The organism is Natrinema zhouii, assembly GCF_013456555.2.
Classification (GTDB): Archaea; Halobacteriota; Halobacteria; order Halobacteriales; family Natrialbaceae; genus Natrinema; species Natrinema zhouii.
Map to the genome: position 1 here is coordinate 1,836,602 of NZ_CP059154.1, position 12,614 is coordinate 1,849,215.

The window sequence follows — 12,614 nt, forward strand, 5'->3', positions numbered from 1 at the left end:
TCGTCTCCGGCAGACACCACAATTCGCGCTCTCGTCGGATCAAGACCGTCCGAATCAGGGACCGACACCGCCGCACCATCCGTGCGACCGACTACCAATACAAAACTACTAGCTGTTTAAGCAGTAGCTTCATATATGATACGATCGTTGGAGTAAATAGCGAGATACGAAGTGATCCACACATATGAGAGTAGATAGTAAGACATTCGTCTACCAGAGCATCGAACACACGAACGGGCCCTTTTTCACGGATCGCCGATCGCTCGAGGCGGTTCGCGATCGGATCGTCGCCGATATCCGGGCGACCGTCGCCGACGCCGACGCGGACGGCGTCGTCGTCGCGATGAGCGGCGGCATCGACTCGACGTTAACGACGGCGCTGGCGGTCGAAGCCGTCGGCAGCGACAACGTCCTCGGGCTGGGACTGCCCTGCCACATGACCGAGCAGGCCCACGTCAGCGACGCACACACGATCGCCGAGGGGATGGGGATCGACTTCGAGGAGATCCAGTTGCGGCCGCTGCTCGAGGTCTTCGACGAGACGGTCGCGAGCGACCTCGAACCGGAGATCGAGGCCGACGACCGGCCGAACGAGCGGAACCACGAGATCGGGAACGCGACCGCGCGGCTCCGCATGCTCACCGCCTACTACGCGGCGAACCGCCAGTCGCGGATCGTCCTCGGCACGGCGAACCGCTCGGAGTGGTTGCTCGGCTACTTCACCAAATACGGGGACGGCGCGGCCGACGCCTATCCGCTCGGCGACTGCTACAAGACGGAGGTTCGGGCGCTCGCGAAACACATCGGGCTCCCCCGTCGGATCGTCAGCAAGGAACCGACGGCCGGCTTTTGGGCCACCCAGACCGACGCCGACGAACTCGGGGCGCGCTACGACGTCATCGACCCGCTGTTGTACCGGCTCGTCGAGGAGGGGCGCTCGCTCGAGGACGTTGTCGCAGAACTCCAGATCGACCGCGACACGGCCGAGGAGATCGCCTCGCTGCACGCGGACACCGAACACAAACGCGCCACCCCGCCGACACCGGGGATCGCTGGCCGTGGCGGTGACGAACGACTCGAGGGTTCGGACGCGCTCGAGTAATTGCAACGGCACGCAGCCGCGCAGATCAGTGACCGTTCATCGAGCACGGATTCAGCGGTCGAGTTCGTCGGCGTACAGGCCCTGGTTGCGCCACCAGAACAGCCCCCACGACAGGAGGAATCCGACGCCCATCGCGAGGATATCCGTCAGAAAGGTGGGCAGCCCGAACCCGACGATCGCCACGAGCGTGATCGCTGATCCCAGCGCTGCCCCCGTCACGACGAACAGGACGTCACCGGCGATTTTCGCCCGCGAGTTCGCCCAGTACGATTGTCGCTCCTCGTCGTACCAGACCCCGACGTAGATCAGCACCGGCGACATGATCGTGATGACCGTAATCGATCGGTACGCCACCGGGAGAACGGTCGGCCCTAGCACGAACAGGTTCAGCAGATTCGCGACCATCGCCGCGAGAAACAAGCCGATCAGCAGCCAGCCCCATCGCGGGAGCCGCTCTTTGTCCATATCGATGACGGTCACCGCTGGAAAATAATACTGCCGTTCTCGCCGTTATTCTGCGCAGCAAGCGTCCTTTTTCGGGGATTCATCGACGCCATTTCCGTCGGCTGCGACCGGTTCCTCGAGACGATAGAGGCTCTGTCGGGCATCCGCAAAGTAGATATCCTCGTCGACGATTCCAATCTCTTCGAGCCGCTCGAGCGCGTACCGCACGGTCCGAGCCGAGAGCATCGATTCCTCGACGATCTGTTTCTGCGTCAGTGGCCCATCGTACTCGAGAACCTTGAAAACGAGTTTTGCACTCGGTGGCAAGTCTTCGATTTCCTCCCCGTCGGTCTCTGCCATATTACGAATCGAAAGGCCCCAGCAGTATAAAAGTTGAGCCTTACCGGATGGAGTTCCGCAATACATTTCGAAATATATTGAGCCGTAAAGTGTTACCTGAGTCTTCAAACCGTCCGATATGGCTGTTGTGTCCGATCAGGTAGAACTCATCAATAATGATTCGTATCGCTACTTCTTATATATTCGTTCCGAGGATGGCAAAACGAGACGGCAGCTCGGTCAGCGAGCGATTCGTCGATGCTTGTCGGTCAGCAATACCCTGTTACCGATCACCCCTCGCCGATCATCCGATCTTCGTCTTCCCACTCCTGCTCGCGCAGTTCGTACTTCTGGGTCTTTCCGGTCGCCGTTTTCGGGAGCTCTTTGACGTATTCGATCCGGCGGACGACCTTGTAACTCGCCAGCTGGTCACGGGTAAACTCGGTCAGTTCGTCGGCCGACACCGGCGGATCGGTCGGATCCCCGTTCGAGGGGACGACGAACGCTTTCGGCGTTTCGCCCCACTTGTCGCTCGGTGCCGGGATCACGGCCGCATCCGCGACCGCGTCGTGATCGAACAGCGTGTCCTCGAGTTCGAGGCTCGAGATGTTCTCCCCGCCGGAGATGATGATGTCCTTTTTGCGGTCGCGGATCGCGATCAGGCCGTTCTCGTCGACCGACGCGAGATCGCCAGTGTGGTAGTAGCCCTCGACGCGGTCGTTGAACGCTTCCTCGGTCTCGTCGGGCTTGTTCCAGTAGTGATCCATCACCTGGTTGCCCCGGACGACGATCTCGCCGAGCGTTGCGTCATCGCGTGGAACGTCGTCTCCGTCCTCGTCGACGACGCGAACGTCGGTACCGAGAACGCCCATCCCCTGGCGCTTCTTGATCTCGAAGCGGTTCTCGTCGGTCATGAGCCGCTTCGCATCGGAGATCGTGATCAGCGGCCCCGTCTCGGTCGCCCCGTAGAGGTGTTTCAGGTACCAGCCGAAGCGGTCCTCGACGGCTCGGATGGTCGCCTCCGGCGGCGCGCTACCGGCGGTCGTCACCCGCACCTGCTTGTCGCCCATCATCTCGGGTTCGCCCTCGTTTTCGTAGTAGTCGATCAGCTGGTTGAGTACCGCCGGAGCCGCACAGAGGATCGAAACGTCCTCCTCCCGGACTGTGGTGACGATCTCGTCGGGGTTGACCCCGCGCGTACAGACGTGGGTCGCGCCCATCCCGGTCACCGCGTAGATGTGGCCCCAGCCGTTGACGTGGAACATCGGTAGCGTCCACAGGTAGGTGTCGTCGTCGGTGAGCTCATGGTAGATCGAGATCAGATATGCGTGGATCGTCTCGGTCCGATGGGTGCGACAGACCCCCTTCGGATCGCCCGTCGTCCCCGAGGTGTAGTTAATCGTGATGATCTCGTCTTCCGCCATCTCGGGCTGGTCGAACTCGGTGCCAGCCTGCTCGAGCACGCCATCAAAACTTTCCCAGTCACCGTCGACAGCAGCCGCGTCGTTCGTGATGAACGTCTCCGTCGGCACCTCCTCGCGGATCGCCTCGATGTTCTCCGCGAACGCGTAGTCGGCGTAGATCGCGTCCACGCCCGCGTCCGACAGGATATACTCGTAATCGTCGGGATCGAGGCGATAGTTCAGCGGCGTATGGACCGCACCGATCTGCATCGCGCCGAAGGCCGCCTCGAGGTGGTAGTGGGTGTTCGGATCGAGCACGGCGACGCGGTCGCCCTTCTCGATGCCCCGTTCCTGTAGCGCCGCCGAAAACCGGTCGGCCCGTTCGCCGAACTCGGCGTACGTGAATCGATTGCCGTCGACCCCCACGATCGCTTCTTCGTCCCCATAGTAGTCCCGCGCCTGCTCGAGGAAATCAGTGACAATGAGTGGCGTATCCATACGCAGCAACGTTTGCGAATCGAACCTATACGTATTTCGTTACCCTACGGGCGAGCGGTATTTTCTACTGAACGATCGTTCGCGGTCACCCGACAGCAGTTGCGGCGCGATCAGAGCCGCTCCCATACGTCCCGGTCGTCCTCGAACCCGTCCGGATCGTCCGGTGACGCGAACTCGTCGCTCGGGTCGAGTTCCGCGAGCTCCTCGGGCGACAACTCCCCGTTGCCGTCGATGACGGCCGGCTGTTCCTCGAGGTCCATCTCCGGCCAGGCCGTTTCCTCCCAGAGGCCACGGTCGCTGTAGTAGTAGACGACGCCGTCGTTGACGACGGCGAACAGCCCCCGCTGCGTGTCGTGGACGACACGTTCGTTCGTGTCAATCGCGACGTCGACGACGTCCTCGAGCGTGTCGAGCGAGACGTGATAGTCGCCGATCCACATCGGAATCGATCCCCGCGAGATCCACTCGGCGTAGCGCCGTTCGTGGACCGCTCGGCGGGCCGCTTCGAGATCAGTGGGGGACCGGCGGGCGACGAGTGCCGCGCCAGCCAGCGACAGCGTTCCGAGCACCGAGAGCCCGCCGATGAGCGCCGTACTTCGGGACTCGGTCGTCCGCGCCGTCCCGCTCCGGTAGCTGTGAGTCGCCGAATCCGACAGCGAGTTCCCGAGCCAGTAGGCGTCGTCCGTTATCTCCACCGGCGTCGTCGCCGTCAAGGTCCCCTGCTGGCGACCCGTATCGTACTCGACGCGAAGCTCCATCGACAACTCGATCGAGCCGACGCCGGAGACCTCGCGCTCGAGTTGGCGCTGTCGTTCCCGGTACGATTCCACGTCGATCGTCGCGGTCGACGTCGCGACGCCGTTCTCGACCGACGCCGACTCGGCCAAGATCTCGTGGCTTTCGTTCCAGAACGTGGAGCCGTCGCGGGTCGCCTCGTACCGAAGCCGCAGTTCGTGGGTCACGTCCCCGTCCTCGACGGCGGCTCCGCCGGCCTCGTCCCGGAGGGTCGTCTCGGGCTGGACCGTCAACTCCGGTGTCGCGTTCAGGAAGTAGACGGAACTGTCCTCGAGGCGGTCACCCTCGGCCCAGAGCGTGCCGCTCTCGGTGACGACGGCGCTCGTCCCTGCACCGGTCGTGACGCGTTCCTCGCTGAACTGGGGTGTCGTCGTCGTCATCGGGTTTGCGACGGCCCAGCCGGTCGCGATGATCGCGAGGACGCCGACAACGAGTAGCGCGATTGTGATCGCACGACCGTGACTGGCGAGGACCAACTTGAGCCGCGGATTGTCGATCACCCGTTACTCGCCTCGATTCGGTCTCGCCGGTCGCGTCCACCCGGTGGCCGACCAGGCCTGGCCGCTGGCCGAACTGTTCGTTTCCGAACTGGTCGGTCATCGGGACAATTCATGCGTAAGTGAAAGAAAGCGACCATTATAAGGGTAGTGGCCTCAACCGGCTACTCTCGATCGCGGAGCCACTTTCGCAGTCGTCGCTCGAGGCGGGTCGGGAGCGGGACGTGATCGCCCGCGGATCGGACCCGGAGATTGTCGCTGCCGAAGAGCAGGAGGACGATCGCGACAGTGATTCCGACGATGACGCCGTTTACCGCGGCGATCGCGACGAAGGGGTGGATCCCGTGGAGCCAGACCAGCACCGACGGCGGGAGGACGGCGAGATACCGGTATTCGCCGAGGTGGCGCGTGTACTCTCCCGTCTCGTCGGGTGCGGACAGCGTCACCGTCGTCTCCCCGCTGCCGCGTATCCCGATCGTCTGCCACTCGGGATTTGCCCTGATCCCGCCGCTCTCGGCGTCGTGAATCACAACTACTGGCAGATAGCCCGCGTTATCGACCGAGCGGGTAAGTTCGGTCGTTGCGCCCGGCGCGACGATCTGGGGGTCGTCGGTCGGCGATTCGGTACTCATGAGTTCATACTCAGACGTTCCGGACGGGACGACCATCGCAGCGGTTGCCAGGGTGACGAACAGGAGCAGGATGAGGCCAAGCGTGGTCCAGAACGCGATCACGTTCTCGCGCGAGCGTCGTCTGGTCGTCTCGCGCCGTGTGGGACCGAGTCGTTCGAACACCGTCCCGAAGCCGAGCATGGCGACGCCGATCGCAACCAGCATCGCGCCGAGCCCGTTGCTGGATGCAGTTGCCGTCAGTCCGAGGACCGACGCGACGGTTTCGTAGGCCCCCGTTGCCACGCCCTGGATGCCCATAACGGCCGTTCCGAGGTGGGGTATCGTCACGACCTCACCGTTCACCTGCCAGGCCTTCGCGACGATCTGGCCGTCCGTGACGTGGGGCTCGCCGCCGTCCTGATCGGTAAACGGATTCGCGTCACCCTTTGTGACGTACCCTTCCTCAGTCTCGCCGACCACGCGGTGGGTCGTCAGCCCGCCACCGTGGAGCTCTCTGGCCTGGAAGACGACGACGTCGCCCTCTTCGATGTCGCCGGTGACGGCGCTGGGAAGGGACATGAACCCGTCACCGGCGCCCATCGTCGGCTCCATGCTGCCGGTCGCGACGTAGCCGAGCAGAATCGGCTGACCCAGTAGCTGGCCGACGATCAGCAGAACCACGACTAGTGCGAGGCCGAACCCGAGTCCTCGCTTTGCGAACTCGACAGCAGTCATCGAGGGGTGACGGATATAGTCATGGTTTGCTGATTGTTCGATTTGACTATGCGTCTGCGTCAGTATAAAGCTCGCGAGAGTTCCGATGGGATCGTCGTGAATGGGGGTGCGCTCGAGGGCCCTCCAATTCGGCTTCACTGACTGGCACTACTGCAGTGGCACGCGCTGGCGACGCGCTCGGGTTTTCTCGAGAGTGCGTCGTTGATATTGCGCGAGGTTGTCGCGAGTGAAACGAGTGACAACTTGGAAGACGCAAAGCGTCTTTCAGTGGATGAGCGAACGAACGCAGTGAGTAAGCGTTAGCGCGGGACCTTTGATCCCGCGAACCATCCGAAGGACGCTTCGCGTCCGTGAGGAGAAATCAGCTGGGGAGGATGAGGAAATTCCTGTTGCCAGCCTGAGCAGGACACTCGTCTATACTGGCTCTATTCATTCTCAACCAGAGTAACTCCACTTCTGCGGCCCCATTGGATAGAGACGCGACTATCGAAAAACGGTCCACCGCCGGTTCGCGACGACCGCCAGCGCCAACAGCCCAGCCGTCGCCGGCGGCGCGAGCGCCGCCATCGTTGCCGCCGAGAGTTCGCGGTTCTGAATCGAAAACGGCCCCGGCTCCTCGACGGTCACCGTGCCTGCCGACACGCCGCTGACTGCGACATCGTAGGTCCCCGCCGTCGCGAATCGCCGCTCGAAGGTCACCGTCCGCTCGCCGTTGGCCGGGATCGAGACGGTCCGGCTGTCGACGACGATACCGTCGATTGATAGCTCGAGCGTGCGTTCGACCCGCACATCGGTCGGGTTGCTGACCGTCGCCCGGACGGTGGCGGTCTCACCGGCGGTGATCGTGGCGTCGTCGATGGAAGCGCTGACGACGTTGATCGGCGGCCCCTCAACGGTCACCGACTCGGTTCCGACCCCCTCGAGCCCGACGTCGTACGTTCCAGGCCAGTACATCGTCCGCTCGAAGCTGACCGCCCGTTCCTCGCCCGACCTGAGTTCGATCGAGCTCTGGTCAACGACGGTCCCATCAACAGTCAGTTGGACTGTCTCCGTCCCCCGTTTGTTCCCGTTGTTCCGGTAGGTCGCGTTGACCGTTACTGGTTCACCGCTCTCGAGGGTCGCCGGGGAAACGTTCAGACTCGAGCCCTCGATATCGGGCTCGTGGTCGTCTTCGTCCTCGTACTCCGCGACGATCGTAAACGTCTCCGTCCCGCTGACCGCCTCGTGGGTGTCGACCGCGACGCCGATGCTGGTGATTTGGTGAGTGGACGACTCGAGAGGGTTCGATCGGCTGATCGTATTGGACGGATCGTTGCCCCTGTAGAACGTGAGGCCGGGTACGTCGTTCTCGATCCAGATTCGTTCGACGTCGTTGTCGGTGACCGAGATCGTAAAGATATCGTCTGCGCGCGTTATTGCGCGATCGTTGAGTTTCTCGAGGTCAAGTTTGATCTTGCCGTTCTCTATTGCTACATATTTATCGTTAATTGGATTAAAGTCTATATCATCCTTCAATGTATCTTCGCCTAAGGTAACCGCCGCTGAAGGCACTATAATAATAAATAAAAAGCACAGAGATATAACAAAAATAACTATTTTAGAATATGACATCCGAATTGAACCCTAAAATACGACAAAGTCTTACGTGCTGCTTGTATCTACAGTAGTTTCTGCTGTTATCTGTATCTGATCTATATCATTTATAACGTTTTCTGCGTCTCGACTTCCATCACTATTTTCCCAAGTTGTGTCAAACTCAAAACCAACTTCAGCGGTTGCACCTGATGACAAGGGGGAGATCGATTCCGTGTCTTCATAAATACTAAGTACACTATCTATATCGGTGACTCCGGAGCCAGTATCGTCAATAGCCGTCACTGATATATTGACAGAAAGTTCACCATTATTTGATACTTCAAGGACATTATCGAACTTAGAGACGGCATCATTGTTTAGTCCACTGGCGTCTCCGCCCACACCATTAAAATAAAATTCAATAATTCCATCGCTATTCTCGGAAACATATGGATTAGAGCTATTTCTGTCACCAGTAGTGACTGGTGCAAGCCCTAAGAAAGCATTCGAGTCATTGGCAACATTAATAGTTGCATCTCTCTCTGCTTCCACATTACTGAATGCGCCCGTTCCGAGTGCGGCTCCGCCACCCGCGACAATCGTACCAAGTCCGACTAACACATTACGTCGATTCATTCTCATGATTATGGTCACCGGTCCACGCTCTAACATCGACCTCCGAGAGATGCCAGAACGCAGTTCCTATTCGCTCCTATGAACGTCACCCTCTTTGTATTGAGTATCCAGAAGGTCCGAAAGACCGGCCATACACCCGTTCAAGGCGACCCTGAACGGCTACCCGGGGCCGCCGGCCGGCGCAAGCACCCCCTGAACACCGTCGGATGAGTTGCGAGTGCTCGAGCCTTGAGCACAGGTTGACCGACCAGTGGCGAATTCATTTCGCGATCCCATTCCGCTTGCGATCCGCAGGGAAGAGCGATACGCGCGGGCTATTCACGGACTGCGCCAGTAGCAGCGCAAGCACTACGCAAGAGGTACTTGACTGCCCAGTAATCATACTTGATAATTAAAATATCATATATGCTTTTATGAAGTACTCGCTATTAAACGTGAAATGGCCGACAAGGAAAGGGGTAGTTGGGGAGATACCCGCGAGCGGGACACGCGTGCCGCGAGTCCGCTCATCGGGATCATACTGTTGTTCGCGCTCGTGATGATGGGCGCGATGTTAGTGTTTGTCGCCGGTTCGGCGATGTTCGATGCGCTCGAGTCACAAACGCATGCAGAACAAACCGAACAAACGCTGAGGCAGTTCGATTCGGATCTAGCGACACTCGGAATACAAGAAGATACACCGAAATCTGTGTATTTGGATGAAGGGACTGAAAGCAAGCTCGTAACCGATGGCGAACTCACAGTGGCCGTATCAGACGGCTACGTGAGGGACGAAAGCGACCCCATCGAACTGCGCACGCTAGTTACGACAGACGAGGGAGGGAACAAGTTCGCGTATCAAGGGGGAGGCCTCTGGCGTCTCGACGGTGATCGGGCGACGGTCGTCACGGAACCGAATCTCAGATACTACACCGAAACCGTCGACGGTGAACACGTCGGGCGAGTCGATATTTCGCCGACGACGATTGACGGATCTATCGGGAGCGGAGAACACAGGGCACAGCAAACCAGCTTGAACACGTTTGAATCGTTCGGTAACGACATCGAGTACGTGAACTACGTGACGGTCGAGGTTACTGGTACCTCGTACCATCACGGATGGTACGACTTTCTGAAAGAAGAATTCGACGCCACTGACGAGAGTAACGTCCCGGCAAGCTGTACCAATCCCGGTAACGTGGGTGAGAACATTATCTGTCACGACGAAGCGGGAGAGACTGTTACTGTCGTCGCAACCGTTGACGGAGAGACCCCGCTCGCGAACCTTGTGAATATCGAGCCGACAGTGTACGGTGGACTGTATATAGAAGGGACATCAGACCGGTTCAAAAACCGTCTCGAGGTGAACGGATACGACGATCACACGACCGGAACAAACGAGAGCGAGGACCTTTTCTTGGTGAATTACGATTCGTACGACCTCCACAAGCACGCAAATATATCGGGAATACCGGTCGTCAATGGCCAACTCGGTTCCGAGGGCAACCCTAATATTTCCGCAATCGGATACGGTGTTACCGTCAATCCGGGACCGAAAGGAAAGAAATTCGATGAGGACAATGACGCCTATTGGCTAGACGCACACAAAAATGCACTCGCAACCGAGCTCTCGAGTTCGTACAGCGACATCGATGAAATCGACGACGAGATCGACGATGTACAGACAAACTACCTCAACGGGAACCCGACTGCCGACGGGACCGTCACCGCAGGATTATACGAGGGTACCGGATCAATCAATACGCTCGATTCGTCGGACGGGAACGTTCACATTGACGCCGACAGTGACGTCGAACTCAGAAACGTCGAGGTCAAAGGGGACAACCGGACGAGTATCTATGTTGACGGCGACGTCGATCTCTCGAACGTCGATATCAAACCCGACGACCGAGCGAACGCCCTTTGGATTTACGCCTCGAGCGACTCGGAGATAACGATCAATGGCGACTTCCAGGGTGTGATCTATGCGCCGGGTGCCGATATCGAAATCGCAGACGGGACGACGATTGATGGCGCGGTCGTCGCCGGCAACGACGCGGGGATCGGCGACAACGTCGAGATCAACTTCGATCGGTCGTTACGGACGGACACACCGCTTTCGGACGCCGATGAAAACAAGCTGTTCGAGTACGGCGATACGAGAGCGCCGATCGACGCGACGTTCGTGCTCGATCGGTCCGGTTCGATGGGACCGCACAATCCCAGTGATGATGTAGCGACGTACTCACCAACAGAGATAAAAGAAATCGAAGGCGAGGTCTGGCGGCCGATTTCCGTCGATGAGCCGTTTCGGAACATGGAGAGCGGCGAACTGTTAACAGATGGAAACGACATCATACTCAGAAATACAACCACCAATAAGACAAAGCGACTGGACTACCGAGATTCCGCTGATCCGGACAACTGGCAGGAAATTCGCGTGGACTCGTGTGGATTTTTTTGTTCAGACAAGGCAGATATTGGTAAGTTCAACCATCCGGGGAATGATCCATCGGGGGTCCGAGTCGAGGCGACAAAGGACTTCATCGAGTTGATGAATGAGAGTAACGGTGATCGTGTAGGAATATACGAGTTCGAAGAGAATGCCAACGTTCTGTACGAGCTGGATGGTGACCTCGAGGCAGCGAAACAAAGTGTCGAAGGAAATGCATATCTTGGCACAAACATGGCTGCCGGACTGGATGAGGCCCTCGACGACTATCGGCGAAACGGAGAGGAGGGCCAAGAACGCATCACGGTGTTGCTGAGCGACGGGAAAAACAGCGACGACGACTATAACGACGATATGGACGATCTAGTCGACGAAGCAAACACCCTCAACACGACCATCTACACCGTCGGGCTAACCGGGCCGGAGGATACGCCGATCCCCGAGTCTCAACTCGAGACCTGGGCACAGGACACCGGCGGAGAATTCTACAAAGCCGATAACGCCGACGCCCTCCGAGAAATCTTCGAGACAATCGCCAAGGACGAGGTCGAAGTTGATGCAGACATGCAGATTGGAATCTCCGTCACGAACGAGCGGGAGACCACGAGCGGCTACGCGATCAGTGTGTCCGAGCAGACAGTAACGATCAACAAATAGTTGGGAGACTCCGGGTTCGAGTTTCGGAGTTAGATTTGGACGACCCACGGACCCGCCCGAACCTATCACGGTTCACTTGATAATTTTCGAGAGGAAAGTTCCCTTCTTTGAGTCCGGTGTCAGGTCGATATGGCTAGCGAAGAACTCGCCATCGTTTTCAAGGACCACCAACCATTTACAGTTCCTTTTGAACCGAGAGTTGAGCGGTCTGGCCTGATACTGTTTTTCACCCATACGATAGCAGGTCGGCAACAAGGATTATGTATCAGTAGTCCTATCATTCCACTGATCAGGGGAATGGCCACGACCAGCGAGAGCCAGCCGGCTAAAACGGGGTCTGCAGGAAACGATACCCAATCGCAGGAAGGCGAGATTTTCGACTTGCTGAGCAACCAGCGCCGCCGGTACGCCATCCACTACTGCAAGCGCGAGGGCGAACCCGTCACCCTAGGCGACCTCGCCGAACACGTCGCAGCTTGGGAACTCGAGAAGAACGTCGAAGCAATCACATCCGCTGAGAGAAAGCGGGTTTATACATCACTCCAACAGACGCATTTACCGACGCTCGAGCGCTCGGATATGATAGAGTTCGACGACCGAACGATCGAACTCACGGACGAAGCGGCCGAGTTGGACGTCTACCTTGACGTCGTGCCGGCGGATTCGGTTCCGTGGGCGACCTACTATTTGGGACTCGCTGCAGTCGGTTCCGTCGTGATGGCGGGGCTCTGGCTCGAGGTCGTTCCGACGGAGACGGTTCCGGAACTCGGCTGGTCGACACTGGTATTCGCGTTGTTCACCGTATCGGCGATCGTTCACGTGGTACAGAACCGGCGAATGCGACTCGGTGAGATGGAACGGCCACCGTAACGGCCACGCCGGCCTCGACGA

At 58.9% G+C, this 12,614-nt stretch carries 11 protein-coding genes; 3 read left to right on the top strand and 8 right to left on the bottom strand.

Annotated elements, in window-relative coordinates:
- The first annotated feature begins 184 nt into the window (after positions 1-184).
- Positions 185-1,102 carry an NAD+ synthase gene (locus HYG81_RS27740; protein ID WP_180842875.1) on the top strand — a complete coding sequence of 306 codons (918 nt, stop codon included), beginning with the start codon at positions 185-187 and terminating at the stop codon, positions 1,100-1,102.
- A 51-nt stretch (positions 1,103-1,153) separates the two neighbouring features.
- On the opposite strand, the gene HYG81_RS27745 is transcribed toward HYG81_RS27740, so the two are convergent.
- The 7 genes from HYG81_RS27745 to HYG81_RS27775 all read right to left on the bottom strand — a co-directional run bounded on the left by HYG81_RS27745 (position 1,154) and on the right by HYG81_RS27775 (position 8,671).
- On the bottom strand, positions 1,154-1,567 hold the full coding sequence (locus tag HYG81_RS27745; protein WP_180842876.1) for a hypothetical protein: 414 nt from the start codon (positions 1,565-1,567) through the stop codon (positions 1,154-1,156).
- A gap of 45 nt (positions 1,568-1,612) precedes the next feature.
- On the bottom strand, positions 1,613-1,906 hold the full coding sequence (locus tag HYG81_RS27750; RefSeq protein WP_007140198.1) for a MarR family transcriptional regulator: 294 nt from the start codon (positions 1,904-1,906) through the stop codon (positions 1,613-1,615).
- 269 nt (positions 1,907-2,175) lie between these two features.
- Positions 2,176-3,786: a long-chain-fatty-acid--CoA ligase gene (locus tag HYG81_RS27755; protein WP_180842877.1), complete on the bottom strand. Its 1,611-nt coding sequence runs from the start codon at positions 3,784-3,786 to the stop codon at positions 2,176-2,178.
- A gap of 110 nt (positions 3,787-3,896) precedes the next feature.
- Positions 3,897-5,081: a DUF5305 domain-containing protein gene (locus HYG81_RS27760; RefSeq protein WP_180842878.1), complete on the bottom strand. Its 1,185-nt coding sequence runs from the start codon at positions 5,079-5,081 to the stop codon at positions 3,897-3,899.
- Between the two features lie 161 nt (positions 5,082-5,242).
- Entirely contained in the window at positions 5,243-6,424 is a 1,182-nt protein-coding gene (locus tag HYG81_RS27765; RefSeq protein ID WP_180842879.1) for a signal peptidase I, read from the bottom strand.
- A 483-nt stretch (positions 6,425-6,907) separates the two neighbouring features.
- Positions 6,908-8,035: a CARDB domain-containing protein gene (locus HYG81_RS27770; RefSeq protein WP_180842880.1), complete on the bottom strand. Its 1,128-nt coding sequence runs from the start codon at positions 8,033-8,035 to the stop codon at positions 6,908-6,910.
- Positions 8,036-8,065: 30 nt separating this feature from the next.
- On the bottom strand, positions 8,066-8,671 hold the full coding sequence (locus HYG81_RS27775) for a hypothetical protein (RefSeq protein ID WP_180843075.1): 606 nt from the start codon (positions 8,669-8,671) through the stop codon (positions 8,066-8,068).
- 514 nt (positions 8,672-9,185) lie between these two features.
- Between HYG81_RS27775 and HYG81_RS27780 the strand changes: the two genes are divergently transcribed.
- Positions 9,186-11,723, top strand: coding sequence for a vWA domain-containing protein (locus HYG81_RS27780; protein ID WP_180842999.1), 2,538 nt, complete (start codon positions 9,186-9,188; stop codon positions 11,721-11,723).
- Positions 11,724-11,795: 72 nt separating this feature from the next.
- Here HYG81_RS27780 and HYG81_RS27785 read toward each other — a convergent pair whose 3' ends face one another.
- On the bottom strand, positions 11,796-11,957 hold the full coding sequence (locus HYG81_RS27785; protein ID WP_180842881.1) for a hypothetical protein: 162 nt from the start codon (positions 11,955-11,957) through the stop codon (positions 11,796-11,798).
- Positions 11,958-12,020: 63 nt separating this feature from the next.
- Here HYG81_RS27785 and HYG81_RS27790 point away from each other — a divergent pair, with 63 nt between their 5' ends.
- Positions 12,021-12,593: a DUF7344 domain-containing protein gene (locus HYG81_RS27790; protein WP_180842882.1), complete on the top strand. Its 573-nt coding sequence runs from the start codon at positions 12,021-12,023 to the stop codon at positions 12,591-12,593.
- The last annotated feature ends 21 nt before the right edge of the window (positions 12,594-12,614 follow it).